The organism is Pleomorphovibrio marinus (genome assembly GCF_003347495.1).
Classification (GTDB): domain Bacteria; phylum Bacteroidota; class Bacteroidia; order Cytophagales; family Cyclobacteriaceae; genus Pleomorphovibrio; species Pleomorphovibrio marinus.
On record NZ_QCXY01000008.1, the window covers coordinates 152,980 to 169,487 of the forward strand.

Here is a 16,508-nt window from a genome sequence, read left to right on the forward strand (position 1 = left end):
TAACTTAAAATTATTTGGTTAATTTTGCACCAATTTAGCCATAAGTAAAATTTACTCAAAACTATAATCAAGCATGCCTAAAGACAGTAGCATCAAACACATCCTCATCATAGGTAGTGGTCCCATAGTGATAGGTCAAGCCTGTGAATTTGATTATGCAGGTTCTCAAGCTGCCAGGTCACTCAGGGAGGAGGGAATTACCGTAACCCTCATCAACTCCAATCCAGCCACCATCATGACGGATCCTGTGACTGCGGACAATGTTTATCTTCTACCTTTGGAAAAGAAGTCTATTGTACAAATCCTCAAGGAGCATCCAGACATTGATTGTGTACTGCCCACTATGGGTGGACAGACTGCCTTGAACCTTGCCATTGACTGTGATAAGGCAGGGATTTGGGAAAAATTCGGCACTAAGATGATTGGTGTGGATATAGATGCGATAGAAACTGCCGAAAACAGGGAGAAGTTTAAAGCATTGATGGAAAAACTGGATGTTAGTGTGTGTATAGGGCGTACAGCCACTTCATTCCTACAGGGCAAGGAGATTGCTCAGGAGATCGGCTTTCCTTTGGTGATACGGCCTTCTTATACCCTGGGAGGAACAGGGGGCGGTTTCGTGGATACAGCAGAGAACTTTGAAAAAGCACTGATGGCGGGCCTGCAAGCTTCTCCTACCCATGAGGTCCTGATCGAGCAGAGTATTATGGGCTGGAAAGAATATGAGTTGGAGGTTCTCAGGGACAGTAAGGGAAATATGGTGGTGATTTGTTCCATTGAGAATTTTGACCCTATGGGGGTACACACCGGTGACTCCATTACCGTGGCACCTGCCATGACCCTTCCGGATACAGTTTTTCAGGAAATGAGAAACAGGGCCATCAAAATGATGAATGGGATAGGCAACTTTGCAGGAGGGTGTAATGTGCAGTTTGCAGTAAGCCCGGACAATCAAACGATCATAGGGGTAGAAATCAACCCCAGAGTATCCCGGTCGTCTGCCTTGGCCTCAAAAGCCACAGGCTATCCCATAGCCAAGGTTGCAGCAAAACTCGCCATTGGGTACAATCTGGATGAACTGAAGAACTCCATTACTGGAAGTACTTCCGCATTTTTTGAACCTGCTATTGATTACGTAATTGTAAAAATCCCAAGGTGGAACTTTGACAAGTTTAAGGGATCTGACAGAAGGCTGGGACTTTCCATGAAGGCAGTTGGTGAGGTAATGGGGATTGGAAGGAATTTCCAGGAGGCTCTTCAAAAAGCCTGTCAATCCTTGGAAATCAAGAGGAATGGCTTGGGAGCAGATGGTAAAGAGTTGAAAAATCAAGATGAAATCTTATACAGCCTGGCAAACCCAAGTTGGAACAGGATGTTTCATATCTACGATGCCTTTAAGTTAGGCATTTCTTTCAGGACTATCCAAGATTTGACCAAGATCGATAAGTGGTTCCTTAAGCAGATAGAGGAATTAGTGCATTTGGACAAAAAACTGGCTGAATATACCCTTGATAATATCCCTTTTGAATTGATGAAACTGGCAAAACACAAGGGATATGCTGATAGGCAGATTGCCCATTTGTTGGGATGCTTAGAAAGTGAGGTGTTTAATAAGCGCAGAGAGGAAATGGGTATTAAGAGGGTCTATAAGTTAGTAGACACTTGTGCTGCAGAGTTTGAGGCAAAGACCCCCTACTATTATTCCAGCTTTGGGGATGAAAACGAATCTACCCCTTCCGACCGAAAAAAGGTAGTGGTTCTTGGTTCAGGGCCTAATAGGGTAGGTCAAGGTATTGAATTTGACTACTCCTGTGTGCATGGGGTGCTTGCGGCAAAGGAGTGTGGTTATGAGACCATCATGATCAACTGCAACCCAGAAACGGTGTCCACAGATTTTGATATTTCCGATAAACTGTATTTTGAACCGGTTTTTTGGGAACATATTTATGAAATCATTCTTCATGAAAATCCTGTTGGGGTGATTGTACAACTTGGCGGACAGACTGCGCTGAAATTGGCGGAGAAGTTGGACAAATACGGCATACCCATCTTAGGCACCAGTTTCGAGGCCCTTGATTTGGCAGAGGATAGAGGTAGGTTTTCCACCTTGCTGAAAGAGAACGATGTGCCCTATCCTGAATTTGGCACCATACACAACACGGACGAGGCTCTTGAACTGTGCAAGACTATTGGTTTTCCATTGCTGGTGAGACCTTCTTATGTGCTGGGAGGGCAAGGTATGAAAATCGTGATCAACGAGAAGGAACTAGAAGAACATGTAGTAAACGTGCTAAGGGACATTCCAAATAATGAAATCCTCTTAGACCACTTCTTGGAAGGGGCTATCGAAGCAGAAGCCGATGCAATCTGTGACGGGGAGAATGTCTATATCATAGGAATCATGCAGCACATAGAACCTGCAGGTATTCACTCCGGTGACTCCTATGCCGTATTACCTCCCTATAATCTGGGGGATTTGGTGATACGACAAATCGAAACTTATACTGAAAAAATAGCCTTGGCACTACGGACCCAAGGTTTAATCAATATTCAATTTGCTATCAAAAACGACAAAGTTTTTGTAATCGAGGCGAACCCAAGGGCATCCAGAACCGTTCCTTTCATATGTAAAGCTTATGGTGAACCTTATGTGAACTTCGCAACTAAGGTCATGCTGGGAGAAAAGAAGGTAACCGATTTCACCTTCAATCCTATTAAAAAAGGGTATGCAATCAAAGAACCGGTATTTTCATTCCATAAGTTTCCCAACGTGAACAAAGAATTAGGGCCTGAGATGAAGTCCACTGGTGAAGCCATTTATTTCATAGAGGATTTGATGGACGATTATTTCCTGAAAATCTACTCAGAGAGAAACCTATATTTGAGTAAATAAAAGGAGAATACAAAAAGACTCGCCAAAAGAATATTCCTTTTGGCGAGTTTACTGTCTTATTTATCAGGTGTTTCTTATATTTATCCTTACAAAAATATAGATCACTCAGGTAGCGTTAAGAGAGATAGAGTTTATTGGCAGGCATTGATGAATGCAGAAACAAGATCAAAATGATATTAAAAATAATAATCTTCTTCATTGCAATCGGATGGCTTTTGTCTAGTTTGGTGAAGTATTTTCTGAGGAGCAAGTTGAAAAAATTCGTGGATCAAGTCAATGAGGCACAAAGAGAGCAACATAGGCAAAGTAGGAGACCAAAGAATGGCAATGTAAACGTGGATTATATCCCTAAAGATCAGAGAACTTCAAATACCAGGAAAGGCGGAGACTATATAGATTACGAGGAAGTGAAGGATTGATGAGCCCGTTATTGTTCTCGCATGTGTTTTGCTAGGTCAATATTTGTTTTTTTGAAATCAAGTGGATTTTTTTTAAGGTTAAATTGAGATTTCCCAAAATATTTTTACATTTGTCCCAAGAGATTGGGTGTGAACAAAGCTTTTTCCATATTGCTTTTAATTAGTTTTATTAGTTACCATTTCGGTTACTACCTTGTTTACTATGTCCATCATCATCAGGTAGAGAAAGTTTGGGCACAAAAAGTTTATAATGAGGATTTTTCGGGACAAAAGGTAATGAGTATCCCCATGAAGCTCCCCTATGTTTTTGACCAGGAAGATTTTCAACTCACCAATATTAGTTTTAAGAAAGATGGCAAATCCTTCAGAGTAATTAAAAAGAGATTCATCGATGATGCTTTTGAGCTGATCTATGTACCTGATAAGGACAAGATAAAGCTTGAGCTTAATCTTAAGCAATGGGTGATTACCATGGTGCCAAGTGGCAACAATGAGCCGAATGGTGAAAAAGTGCTTTCTAAAAATTTCATTAAAGATTATTTACCCAAGGAACCCCTTTTATCAATGGAAAGGTCCTGGAGATACCTTCAAAACGATTTGGTGTATTTTAGGGAGTTTTTCCAGGATATTTATTTAAAACCACTTTTCCCACCTCCTCAGCTAGGTTGATTTTTCTTAATGTACTACCTAAGTGGAGGATTCATTTGATTCCTTACCAATGGGTGTATTTGGGGTTTCCGGCTCACCGGTTGTGCCGAGGACCCTGCTAACCTACATTTTCTTTAATCTTACCGAATTTGCTAATATAAAATCGAGGGTGACGAGCACGTCACACACCGGGATGCCCCCCCAATAGCTATCGGGACGGGGCAGGCTATATGGCAAATAAAAAAAATAATAATCATATGAAAATTTATACTTATCTATTGAATATAGGAATAGGCCTGCTTTGCCTATTACAAACGCCAGTCATGGGACAAGGCTGCGTGGCCATCCGACAGTTTTCGGGTGTGGGGAATGCTGTCAATCAGGGAGAGCTCCTAAAAAAGGGAGACTGGAATTTTAACACTAATTACCGCTACTTCCGCTCTTATAGGCATTTTAGGGGGATGGAAGAAGAACCGGACAGGGTAGCCAACAAAACCGAAGTGGTGAACTGGTCTCATGCCATCGACTTAAACGTGAGTTATGCTTTTACGGATAGACTATATGGGGTGGTCACCCTTCCCTTTGCCTATAACGAAAGAAGTTCTCTCTATGAACATGGCCGTACGGAAAGGCACATGACCTATTCAGGAGGAATGACCGACATGCGTGCTGGTCTTGGATACTGGCTGTTTGAAGGCGATATGGCCAAAAAGGGTAATATTGCCATAGGTGCCAGTCTCAAAATACCAACTGGAGATTATGCTGCCATGGGGACCTTTTATAATGTGGGTCCGGAGGGAAGCCCAGAACGCAGGCCCGTAGACCAGTCTATCCAACTCGGAGACGGAGGTTATGGACTTATTTTAGATGTACAGGGCATACGATTTCTGCCCGCCAACTTTGTAGTGTACTATGATGGGTTTTATCTGTTTAATCCACGCGAAAGGAATGGGACAAGGACATTTAGGGAAACTTTAAATCCTATTTTAAGCAACGAATCCATAATGTCTGTCCCAGACCAATATGCCTTTCGGGCGGGTATTTTTAGGCCTTTGGTTGGTCACAACTTGAGTGCTTCCTTAGGTGGACGGGTAGAGGGTGTGCCGGTACGGGATGCCCTTGGTGGCAGCGAAGGCTTCAGAAGACCAGGTTATGTAGTGTCAGTGGAGCCTGGTTTGAGTTATATGTACAACAGTTTCACGCTTGTGGTGACTCTTCCTATTGCCCTTATTAGGAACAGAACAAGGAGTGTTACCGATATTGCAGCAAGTACCCCGGACAACCTGCGTCATGGTGATGCCGCCTTTGCCGATTACCTTTTGAATGTAGGGCTGGCTTGGAGGATTTTCAAAAAGGAGCCTGAGTTGTTTAATGTAAAGTGATTCTAATAGGATAACCCCTGAATGGTTTCGGGGGTTATCTTCCCCCATTTGCCCTAAGGTCTTTCAGGCAGTTTTCATCAAGTTGTGGAATTGTGTTGCCTAAGAAGCCAAACAGACCACTGGTCTCCACTTGCCAAAACATCAAGCACTCCTCGTTGTCACAATGTTTCTCCTGTTCTTCGTCTTCATGGTCATGAACCATAGCCGTGCCATTATTGACGAGGCCCAAAAGGTGCCCTAATTCATGTAGAGCAACCGTGGTTTCTAGCAAGCCTCTACTGGGTCTCCTGAATCCTCCGGTGTTCATGTGTATTCTAGGGCCAAAGAGGGCCATGCTGGTGTTTTGATAGGCAATCCCTATAGTAAAGGTCTCCTCCTCATCCCTGGAAAAATTTCCGTCCAACACCATGACAAAAATGGTAACCGTATTACCCTGGTTGTAAAGCGTCCTATGCTCTCTTTCCAAATCCCGGATATTATTTATGGTGTAGGTGTCCTGTCCTTTTGCGGGGATTTCCCTGTCTATGACCTGAATCCCCCCTGGTTTATTGACAAGAGGTTCCAAAAACTCCTGCATTCCGTTGATCATTTGGGTGGTAGGCCTGTATCCTTCCATATAAAGGACTTCGATTTCCAGTCGGGAAAAGCGATTTGCCGACAACAATTGATTGCCAAACTGGCCCACCCCGTACAAAGCCCCATCCCTGCCCAATAAGGGATCTATGTCTTCCGAACAGGAATTAAAGATCAGAATAATCGCCAAAAATGTAAAAAACTTGGTAAATGCTGCTTTCATCGATTAAAATGTATTAATAAATCCAATATTATGGTAATAACCTCTTCGGGAGGCTGAAGTTTAATTTGTGGTGACAATGGAAAAGCTCACCTAGGACTTAACGCTTTTTTTATAGATTAAGGATAAAAAAAACCGTAAATTTTCGTTAGTAAGGGACAAGTAGGCAAAATTTTGGATTACTTTTTGTAATCCGAGCTGCGTAGTATTATGAATCAACTTTCTAAAGCTATGAAGAGATATGTTTTTTTCTTAATGTTATCCATGGCCCTTATAGGGCAAAGTCAAGCCCAATTGCTTTCTTTTGGGCCAAAATTTGGGGTTTCCCAAGGAGATGTACGGGTTTTTGAAGGGTTTCAGGGAGATGACTCCAAAATGGGATACCATGTGGGGGCATTTGCCAGGATCAATCTGCCGGTGCTATTTATTCAGCCTGAACTCCTTTATACCAATACCGGAGGATCCTTTCAGGACAATTCCTTTAACTACGATGTGAGTTTTGACCGCTTAGATGTCCCCATTATGGTGGGCATTAACTTTGCCGGGATTTTCAGATTGCAAGCAGGCCCCATTGCCAGCTACATGATCGACAGCAAAATGACAAGTAGTGGAGGAGGCACACAAAACACTTTTTTTCCTCCAAAGGAGGAATTTACTTTCGGGTACCAAGCTGGTGTGGGTCTGGATATCGGGAATTTTCTGTTGGATCTAAAATACGAGGGGGGATTAACTAATTCAGTGAACGGATTTGATGATGTTCCTACTGACCAAAGGCAGAATCAATTGATACTTTCCTTGGGTTTTAGGTTGTTTTAGGTCAAATTTTCAAGAGAAGTTTTGGAAATTGCTTATAAAACAGCAACAGGCCAATGCTTGAAAATATACTCATATGTTGAATTAGAGCTTAGCATCGTGAGCCTAGGTTATACATGATGGACAAACCACGTATTTTACCCTGGGATGCTGCGGGTTAGCCAAAGTAGGGTTAGGAATAGGTAATTTTAAGGATATCCATAAGCAGAAGGGCGTCATTTCTGTAAATTTGAATGGTAACTTGGATGGGGGTTTTTCCTAAAGAAAACAGCCCTCATTCAATACCTTACCTAATTCATAAAAATAATTCAACTCCGAAAAATAGCGATCATAAATTTCCCGGCATTCCCTCTGTAGGGCAATGTGCCTGCCACTATGAAAAGTCTCCAGAACACTTTCCAGACATCGTTTTTCATTTTTTTCAAAAATTATTATTTCTTTCCAGGGGATTTTCTCCGCAAATGGTAGCACCGTGTCCGTATCTGTCAAGACCGGGATCCTCCCGGCCGAGAGGGACTGGTAAAACCGCATGGAAAAGTTTCCCTTCCCCCTGGGAGCCAATATATACATATTCCTCGCCACATTTTCATCGAATTCCCGTATGAAATTCTCATCATGTGGTTTGCCGCCCCAAAATTTTTCTCTGCAAATGAAATCAGCCTGTACAGCCTCAGATTCTTGAAAGTATTTGATAATTCTTCTCCGGGGTTTGCTGGCAAGACCGCAAAAGCCAACAGCAGGTAGTCCCCGTTTTTCTACTGGCTCAAAGGGGTGCTTGTAATTGTCCCAAATATAAGGGAAGGGTATTTCCTTTGGGTGTTGAGTGGACCTATTTAGGCTGGTGCGCATAAGGATGAACCTTGCTGGCACTTTTAGCTTACCTTCATAGTCTGCCACTATAAAAAGCAGGATTGGCTTGGCGGTAGTATAGCTTTTGGCTAGGTTACTTAATGTCTTGTTTATGGCTTTTTTTTCTTCTCCCCAAATAATTTTGGAGTGAAGAATGAGGTTGCATTCCTCTATACTTGAAAACCGGTAAGACGGGGACTGAAGGATGAAATCGAAAAGCCGATACCCTTCAGCTATTGGGTGGTGAAAAATCTTCAACATATATAGTGTATCAGCTCCTCACCATCTCCTTAGGCTTAATTTCCTTGGAAAGACTCTTTTTGGCCAGAAAAATCAAAGCAAATGAAAGCACAAATAAAATGGCAGCAATGATGGAAAGCACATAGGATTCTTGCTTGAAATTTTGCCAGGCAAATAACCCCAAGGAACTTAGCGTGACGGAAAACATAAAGAACATAGGAATGGTAACGAAGGTGGGGTTTACCTTCTTTTTGATCAACCAAACCGAAACCGTGAGTAAGGCCAAGGCCGCTAGAAGTTGGTTGGCTGACCCGAAAATAGGCCAAAGGGTGGCAAACCCACCACTCTTTAGCAACAGCACCGAAAGAATGACCACAACTCCGGTGGATAGGTAACGGTTTTGGGAAAGGCGCTGTCCGATAGGTTGCTTCACATCCTCAAAATATTCCTGAAGTGTGAACCTGGCCAGCCTGGTGCAGGTATCAAGTGTGGTAAGGGCAAAAGCTGATACCGTCAGCGCCACAAACCCAACGGCGAAAGGCTCTGAAATCCCCATTGCCGAAATAATATTTCCCAACCCATCTGCAAATAGGGGTACAGGTCCCTGTTCCGCAAGCCTGGACACATAATCCGACCGGGTAAGGACAATTACTGCCCCAACTGAAATTATAGCTAAAAAAGATTCTATTAGCATGCCGCCAAACCCGATCACCTTTGCGTCCTCCTCTTTGTCGATTTGTTTGGAGGTCGTACCGGAGGCGACCAAAGAATGGAATCCACTAATAGCTCCACAAGCAATGGTCACAAAAAGTACTGGGAAAATATAACCCAAAGTATCGCTGGAAACCTGCACCTCGGTGTCCATGACAATGGTAGGGTTGGCTACTATTACTCCCACTACAGCGGCCAAAATCAAACCATATAACAAAAAGCTGTTCAAGTAGTCCCTAGGTTGTAGCAGCATGGCCACTGGGGTAACCGAAGCCACAAAAGCATAGGCGAGTAAAATATAGATCCAGGTTTGATAATCCAAGACAAAGGGGATTTGCATTCCTAGATATACAAAATAGTACATGATTCCTACACCTATTATGGTGGCAATTAAAAAGGCGGATTTCTTGTTTGCCGTGAACTTGGTCACAACCCCGAAGGTAATAGCAAGTAATATAAAGAGAATGGATGCAGAGGCTACCCCTGCATTGTTGATAAAGGTCTTTGCGATGATGTCTGCAAATACAGCTATGATGAGAATGAGCGTGGAAAAACTGAACAGGATAAAAAGTTGTTTCCCTTTTTTGCCGATGTTGTTTTGAATGATTACCCCAATGGATTTTCCGTCGTTTCGGAGAGATGCCACCATGCTTCCCAGGTCGTGGACTGCTCCAAAGAAAATCCCACCTATAAGTATCCAAATCACTGCGGGTATCCATCCGAAGGTAATGGCAATAATAGGGCCTACAATGGGCCCTGCACCAGCAATGGATGCAAAATGGTGGCCTAGCACAACGATGGGTTTACTGGGTACATAATCTACCCCATCCTTGAGTCGGTGGCTTGGGGTGATGTTTTTATTGGTGATTTTGAACTTTTTAAACACAAATCTCCCATAGGTGAAATAGGCACCCCATAAAATGATCCCAGACAAAAGAAACAGGTAAATTAATTGCATGTTATTTCTGTAATGTTTTATATTAAGCCATCAACCCAACTATGAGGATAAACTCAAATTTAACCATTTATTTACTACAACCGCTTATCGAGTTAAATTTTATACGTACCACCAACAAAATTTCAAAACTATGCTAAATGATAGGGTCGTTTTTTTTGCTATTATTCTCATTTCCATAATTCTCGGTCATCTTTTACTTTATTTCTTCTTTAGAAGGCTTGCCTACCTATTATACAAACCTGCAGGAGCCAAAGGGGACAGGGCACTTTCCAGGTTTGGGACCAGTTTAAAATGGGGGCTTTTTTTCGTGATTTTCCCCATTGCCGAACCCTATTTCTCTCCCGAGGACATGGACTATTTGCGAAGCCACACTTTGTTTTCGGTATTGTTCATTGTCAACCTATCTTGGATTATCATCGAATTATCCAACGTGTTCCGGTATTATTTACTGGATAAATTTGCCTTTGAGAAGGATGATAACCTTAAGGAGAGAAGGATGATCACTCAAATTGCCTTTATCCGTAAACTATTCATTATCGTTGTTTTGGTAATCTCCACTGCGAGTATTTTAATGAATTTTGAGTCCGCCAGAAACATAGGTGCAGGTCTACTCACATCCGCTGGGGTTTTCGGTATTATTATTGGTTTTGCAGCCCAAAAATCAATAGGCAATCTCTTGGCGGGCTTTCAAATTGCCTTTACCCAACCTATACGTATAGATGATGTAGTGGTAGTTGAGGGGGAATGGGGGAAGATTGAGGAGATTAATCTTACGTATGTAGTTGTGAGGATTTGGGACCAAAGAAGGCTGGTTTTGCCCATATACTATTTTATCGAAAAGCCCTTTCAAAACTGGACCCGAACCACTGCTGATATCTGGGGGACAGTGTTTCTGTATGTGGACCACAGTATCCCAGTGCAAGTCTTAAAGGATAAGTTGAAAGAATTACTGGACAGTACCCCGCTTTGGGACAAGAAGGTGCAGGTACTGCAAGTTACCGATGTCAGGGAAAGGGTAGTGGAGCTTAGGTGCCTCATGAGTGCAAGGGATAGTCCCACAGCATTTGATTTGAGATGTTTTATCCGGGAGAAAATGCTGGAATTCATCCAGAAAAACTATCCTGAATCCTTACCCAAAACCAGGGTGATTATGGAAAGGGATACCGAAGGGCAACAAGGGTTTGCCCAACCTTAAAGTGGGTTTTGGTTTTATTTAATGGATAATACCCATAAATTTGTAATCCCAAATACTTTCTTTGGGACTTAATCTAACTTATATGGCTTGGTTCAAGAGAAAAGATGCAGGAATAAAAACCTCAACGGAGGAGAAAAAGGACACTCCAGACGGGCTTTGGTACAAAACTCCTAAGGGTAACATTATCCATACTCGGGAACTCAAAAACAACTCCTACGTCTGCCCGGACGACGAGTATCATGTAAAGATTGGGTCAAAAGAATACTTCGAGATTCTTTTTGACGACAATAAATTTACGGAATTGGATACAGATATGATATCAGGGGATCCCTTGAGATTTGTGGACAGCAAACCCTATACACAGAGGATTCAGGAAACAATATCCAAAAGCAACCTTAAGGATGCGGCCAGAACCGGCATTGGTAAGTTAAATGGCATGGAAGTTATCATCACCTGCATGGACTTTAGCTTTATAGGTGGTTCAATGGGTTCTGTGGTAGGGGAGAAAATCAGCAGGGCCATAGATCATGCCCTTGAGCATAAAATCCCGTTTTTGATGATTTCAAAATCTGGGGGTGCCAGAATGATGGAAGCCGGATTTAGCCTCATGCAAATGGCCAAGACTTCCGCTAAGCTGGCCTTGTTGGATGAGGCAAAAATCCCATATATTTCCCTTTTGACCGACCCCACCACAGGGGGAGTGACAGCCTCCTATGCAATGTTGGGCGATTTCAACATAGCAGAACCTGGAGCCTTGATTGGTTTTGCAGGGCCCCGAGTCATCCGGGAAACCATAGGCAAGGATCTGCCAAAGGGTTTCCAAAGCTCCGAATTTGTATTGGAACATGGTTTTTTGGATTTCATTATCGATAGAAGGCAATTGAAAAACAGATTGGGGACTTTACTAAACTTATTGAAGAACTAACGGGTTATTGTTAATAGTGAAAAGTAAGTTTAATTAAAAAATATCCTACGGTTTCGGGGAATAAGTAATATATTTGCCATCGATTAACCGGATTTACATACTGGAAAGAAAACTATAGTTACATGACTTCAGTAATCATAACCTCAATAGTAGCATTTACAATAATTATTTTGCTACTCGTTTTTATTCTTCTTTTTGCACAATCCAAGCTTGTCCCTTCTGGGGATGTGACGATTGTGGTAAATGGGGATGAGAAAAACCCCATTGTGGCCTCTGCTGGCTCCACACTTCTCTCTACCCTAAGCAACAAAAAGATATTTTTGCCTTCTGCCTGCGGTGGAGGCGGGACATGTGCCATGTGCAAGTGTACCATTGACGAAGGAGGAGGGGAAGTATTGCCGACAGAAGTAGGACATCTTAGCCGTGCAGAGCAGCAAAACAAAGTAAGGCTATCCTGCCAAGTAAAAGTGAAAAACGACATGCGTATCCGTATTCCTGAAGAAATTTTCGGGATCAAAAAATGGGAATGCGAAGTTGTTTCGAATTACAATGTTTCCACGTTTATCAAAGAATTCAAGGTAAAACTCCCTGAAGGAGAGACTTTGGATTTCGAGCCGGGAGGGTATATTCAAATTGATGTGCCTACCGTCACTGTGAACTTTAGTGATATGGATATCACGCCGCATCCTGAACTCGGACACCCTCAGGATGTGTACAGAAGCGACTGGGATAAATTTGGACTTTGGGATTTGGTGATGAAGAATGACGAGGAGTTATTCCGGGCTTATTCCATGGCCAATCATCCAGCAGAGGGTAATATTATTATGCTTACAATACGGATTGCCACTCCACCTTGGGACAGGGCAAACAATAAGTGGATGGACGTAAACCCAGGGGTTTGTTCCTCCTATGTATTCTCCAGGAAACCAGGAGATAAGGTTACTATCTCTGGACCTTATGGGGAATTCCACATTAACCCTACACAAAGAGAAATGATCTACATCGGTGGAGGTGCGGGAATGGCTCCCTTGAGATCTCATTTGTTCCATTTGTTTCATACGGAGAAAACAGATAGAAAAGTTTCTTACTGGTACGGGGGTAGGTCCAAGAAAGAATTGTTTTATACAGACCATTTTCGTGACATAGAAAAGGACTTTCCCAATTTCAAGTTCCATATTGGTTTGTCAGAACCGCTTCCAGAGGATAACTGGAAGATCAAAAAGTCCCTTGATGATGAAGGAGACGGTTTTGTTGGCTTTATTCACCAGGTACTTTACGACAACTACTTAAAGCATGTGGATGAGCCAGACGAAATTGAATACTACCTATGCGGACCGCCCTTAATGAATTCAGCAGTGCTCAAGCTTCTGGATGATATGGGAGTTCCCAATGAAAATGTAAGGTTTGACGACTTTGGAGGATAACGAATTGAAAGTCCCGCATTTATGTGGGACTTTTTTTAATGGATATTGCACCTTGAAAAAGTTTCACATCCAAAAGCCTTATGGATTTACAACTGTTTTTTGACCCCATCCCGGAAAGCCTTTACCAAAGAAAATTTCCGCATCAGTCTTACTTTAATCATTTGCATCATTTTGGGGAAACATTTCCGGATTTCCAGGGGATGCAAATTGCTTTTATTGGGCTGGAGGAATATCGTGGGACTTCGGGAGTGGACAATGGGTCTACGTCTGCCCATGCCATAAGGGAAAAACTGTATTCCTTAAAGAAAGGACAAGGTCAATACAAAATTGTGGATTTGGGAAACCTTAAAAGTGGGGAAACCCTAAAAGAAACCCAGCAACTGATTCGTTCTATAGGCGAGTTGTTGATCAAAATGCAGATTCTCCCTGTTTTTTTTGGGGGCTCCCATGATTTGGATTTTGGCCAATACCTTTCTTATGAGAAAATGAAAAAGATGGTTAGCCTTCTGACCATAGATGCCAAAATGGACATGGAAGAGGAGGGAAATGCCGACCAGATACATTCCCAGGATATCATTCTTCATAAGCCAAATTTCCTCTTTAATTATTGCCACTTAGGGTACCAAAGTTTTTTGACGGACAATGATTTGGTCAACACACTTGAAAAGCTATATTTTGATCATGTACGGTTAGGTAGCCTTAGAGACAACTTCAAAGAAATAGAGCCCTTGATCCGAAATGCGGACTTGATGAGTTTTGATGTCTGCTCCATTAAGTCTACAGATGTACCTGGGGCAATCGATGCACAACCCTTTGGGTTAACCGCGGAAGAAGCCTGTCAAATTTGTTGGTTTGCCGGGATGAATGAAAAGCTGAGTTCTGCGGGATTTTACGGTTATCACCACTCTTATGATGACAAAAGACACCAGACTGCCGGAGTGATAGCCACTATGATATGGTATTTTGTCGAAGGCTTTTACCACAGGAAGGATAGCTTGTCCTTTAAAAGTAACGACTACACCAAATACACGGTGTCCTTGGATGGAAAACCATCCACCATTCACTTTTACAAAAGCAAGCTTAGCGGGAAGTGGTGGATGGAAATCCCCAAGGATCAAAAAGAGCGAATAGGCAGGGACACAATTATTCCCTGCAGTTACCAAGACTATCTGACAGCCCAGAAAGGAGAAATTCCAGAGCGATGGGTCAATGCCCAGTTGAAATTGTATTGACGGTTTTTTTAATAAAACGGCGATAACTTTTTTAAATTTTTTATATTTGTAACAAACGTCCTTATGATCCAACTCAGTAAGTCCCAATTGGCAAAATACAATGGGCAAGATAAGCCTGAAATCTATGTGGCCTTTAAAGGTAAGTTATACGACCTAGGTAATTCCAGACTTTGGAAGAACGGCAGACATTACGAACATTGGGCAGGACAGGATTTGACGGAGGAATTTAAGGATGCCCCACATACGGAGCATGTTTTTGATAAATTTGACCCCATAGGTTACCTTACTTGAAATGATATTGATAGCAGATAGTGGATCTAGCAAGACCGATTGGCGTGTACTCCATGACAGTGGGGAGGTGGATCAATTCCGTACCGTAGGTTTCAATCCGTATTACCAAAATGCCGAGGATATGCTTCAAGGGCTTCAAGTACCGGAAATATTGAAGTTACGTGGCATGGTCAGGGAAGTATATTTTTATGGGGCTGGCTGCACCTCGGATAAAAACAAGGTAACTGTGCAGCGGACCATAAATGCCGTTTTTTCTGAAGCACAGGTAACAGTGGATCATGACCTAATGGCTTCAGCAAGAGCTACCTGTGGTCACCAACCTGGTATTGCCTGTATACTCGGAACGGGATCCAACAGCGGTGATTATGACGGTGTCACTATCCTTAGCAGTCGTCCTTCTCCGGGATATCTGCTTGGGGATGAAGGCGGAGGATGTTACATTGGCAAGCATTTCCTACAGGATTTTATTTACGATGACATGCCTACCCATATCCGTGAAATGGTGGAGGACGAATTGAAACTTTCCATTTTTGACATCCAGGAGAATGTTTATCAACGACCTTTTCCAAATAGGTATATGGCTGGCTTCTGCAAATTCATTGCCGACCATAAAAGTGATCCTTACTGTTTTGGTTTATTCTATAATGGCTTCCTCGATTTTTTCAGGAGGCATGTAATGCGCTATGAAAACTACCAAAAAAAACCGGTGAATTTCGTGGGATCTATTGCCTACTATAACGGAGATGTACTTAGAAAGGTAGGTCAGGACTACGATGTACACATTAAGGTCATTTTGGAAACACCAATAGCAGGGCTAACCCTTTACCATCAAGAAAAGATATGAGCACCACTGAAAGCACATCCAGTTACGACAATCTTGAAAATATGTCCGTCAAGGACTTATTGAACAATATGAACAAGGAGGACCAGACCGTTCCATTGGCCGTGAAAAAATCCCTTCCCCAAATTGAGACCTTGATTGAGCATATAGTTCCAAGAATGGCTGAAGGTGGAAGATTGTTCTATATTGGGGCGGGTACAAGTGGGAGGTTGGGGATTTTGGATGCCTCCGAATGTCCTCCTACCTATGGAGTTCCCCACGATAGGGTAATAGGTATTATTGCCGGAGGGGATCAGGCCATACGGAAAGCTGTAGAAAATGCCGAAGATGACACCGATCAGGCCTGGCCAGATATTCAATCCTTTGGTTTTAACCCTAAAGATACTGTGATAGGTATTGCCGCTTCCGGCACCACCCCCTATGTGATTGGTGGAGTGAAAAAAGCAAGGGAAAAGGGCTTACTTACTGGATGTGTTACCTGTAATGAGGGGAGTCCCTTGGGTAAAGCGGCGGAGTTTCCGGTAGAGGTGGTGGTAGGGCCGGAGTTTGTGACGGGCAGCACCAGGATGAAATCCGGCACCGCCCAGAAATTGGTATTAAACATGATTTCCACTAGTGTGATGATTAAGTTGGGTAAGGTAAAGGGGAATAAAATGGTGGATATGCAGCTATCCAATAAAAAGCTGGTGGACAGGGGGACCAAAATGATTATGGATGTAACAGGATTACCTGCTGAAAGAGCAAATGAGCTTTTGATGCAGTATGGTTCGGTAAGAGCCGCAGTAGAGGCCTACCATAAAAGTTCTTGAAGTGTAACCTGATTACTTTGACCTGCATTTTTTAGGAGGGTAGGTAAATAAAGGGTATTTACTTTCTTTACTCCAATTTTTATTT

15 protein-coding genes are annotated in these 16,508 nt (G+C 42.6%); 12 read left to right on the top strand and 3 right to left on the bottom strand.

Translation table 11 applies throughout. From position 1 onward, the window contains the following. Positions 1-73: 73 nt before the first annotated feature. From carB to DB520_RS18625, 4 genes are all read left to right on the top strand, one after another. On the top strand, positions 74-2,893 hold the full coding sequence (gene carB, locus DB520_RS18610; protein ID WP_114751286.1) for a carbamoyl-phosphate synthase large subunit: 2,820 nt from the start codon (positions 74-76) through the stop codon (positions 2,891-2,893). Between the two features lie 170 nt (positions 2,894-3,063). After that, complete coding sequence (locus DB520_RS18615) at positions 3,064-3,312, top strand: DUF4834 family protein (protein ID WP_114751287.1); 249 nt, start codon at positions 3,064-3,066, stop codon at positions 3,310-3,312. 129 nt (positions 3,313-3,441) lie between these two features. Then, positions 3,442-3,981, top strand: a complete 540-nt coding sequence (locus tag DB520_RS18620; protein WP_157972165.1) for a hypothetical protein — start codon at positions 3,442-3,444, stop codon at positions 3,979-3,981. A 236-nt stretch (positions 3,982-4,217) separates the two neighbouring features. After that, positions 4,218-5,342, top strand: a complete 1,125-nt coding sequence (locus tag DB520_RS18625) for a hypothetical protein (protein ID WP_114751379.1) — start codon at positions 4,218-4,220, stop codon at positions 5,340-5,342. Between the two features lie 34 nt (positions 5,343-5,376). On the opposite strand, the gene DB520_RS18630 is transcribed toward DB520_RS18625, so the two are convergent. Next, positions 5,377-6,138, bottom strand: a complete 762-nt coding sequence (locus DB520_RS18630; RefSeq protein WP_114751289.1) for a hypothetical protein — start codon at positions 6,136-6,138, stop codon at positions 5,377-5,379. Between the two features lie 228 nt (positions 6,139-6,366). Between DB520_RS18630 and DB520_RS18635 the strand changes: the two genes are divergently transcribed. Next, the gene (locus DB520_RS18635; protein ID WP_114751380.1) at positions 6,367-6,951 is read left to right on the top strand and encodes a porin family protein; all 585 of its coding nucleotides are present in this window, start codon (positions 6,367-6,369) and stop codon (positions 6,949-6,951) included. A gap of 255 nt (positions 6,952-7,206) precedes the next feature. Here the strand turns inward: DB520_RS18635 and DB520_RS18640 are convergent, their stop codons facing one another. Next, a complete protein-coding gene (locus DB520_RS18640; protein WP_114751290.1) occupies positions 7,207-8,058 on the bottom strand; it encodes a glycosyltransferase family 47 protein in 852 nt (283 codons plus the stop codon). 10 nt (positions 8,059-8,068) lie between these two features. Further along, positions 8,069-9,706 (bottom strand): carbon starvation CstA family protein, encoded by a 1,638-nt coding sequence (locus DB520_RS18645; protein ID WP_114751291.1) that lies wholly within the window; start codon positions 9,704-9,706, stop codon positions 8,069-8,071. Positions 9,707-9,836: 130 nt separating this feature from the next. Here DB520_RS18645 and DB520_RS18650 point away from each other — a divergent pair, with 130 nt between their 5' ends. The 7 genes from DB520_RS18650 (at position 9,837) to murQ (ending at position 16,423) form a co-directional block, all read left to right on the top strand. Next, the gene (locus DB520_RS18650; protein ID WP_114751292.1) at positions 9,837-10,901 is read left to right on the top strand and encodes a mechanosensitive ion channel family protein; all 1,065 of its coding nucleotides are present in this window, start codon (positions 9,837-9,839) and stop codon (positions 10,899-10,901) included. Positions 10,902-10,983: 82 nt separating this feature from the next. After that, positions 10,984-11,826 carry an acetyl-CoA carboxylase, carboxyltransferase subunit beta gene (gene accD / locus DB520_RS18655; RefSeq protein WP_114751293.1) on the top strand — a complete coding sequence of 281 codons (843 nt, stop codon included), beginning with the start codon at positions 10,984-10,986 and terminating at the stop codon, positions 11,824-11,826. Positions 11,827-11,948: 122 nt separating this feature from the next. Next, entirely contained in the window at positions 11,949-13,250 is a 1,302-nt protein-coding gene (nqrF, locus tag DB520_RS18660; protein ID WP_114751294.1) for an NADH:ubiquinone reductase (Na(+)-transporting) subunit F, read from the top strand. 80 nt (positions 13,251-13,330) lie between these two features. Beyond that, on the top strand, positions 13,331-14,482 hold the full coding sequence (locus tag DB520_RS18665; protein ID WP_114751295.1) for a formimidoylglutamase: 1,152 nt from the start codon (positions 13,331-13,333) through the stop codon (positions 14,480-14,482). A 63-nt stretch (positions 14,483-14,545) separates the two neighbouring features. Next, positions 14,546-14,773, top strand: coding sequence for a cytochrome b5 domain-containing protein (locus DB520_RS18670; protein WP_114751296.1), 228 nt, complete (start codon positions 14,546-14,548; stop codon positions 14,771-14,773). A 1-nt stretch (position 14,774) separates the two neighbouring features. Further along, the gene (locus DB520_RS18675) at positions 14,775-15,617 is read left to right on the top strand and encodes an N-acetylglucosamine kinase (protein ID WP_114751297.1); all 843 of its coding nucleotides are present in this window, start codon (positions 14,775-14,777) and stop codon (positions 15,615-15,617) included. After that, positions 15,614-16,423, top strand: coding sequence for an N-acetylmuramic acid 6-phosphate etherase (gene murQ, locus DB520_RS18680; protein WP_114751298.1), 810 nt, complete (start codon positions 15,614-15,616; stop codon positions 16,421-16,423). Before DB520_RS18675 ends, murQ begins: the two co-directional genes overlap by 4 nt. Positions 16,424-16,508: the final 85 nt, after the last annotated feature.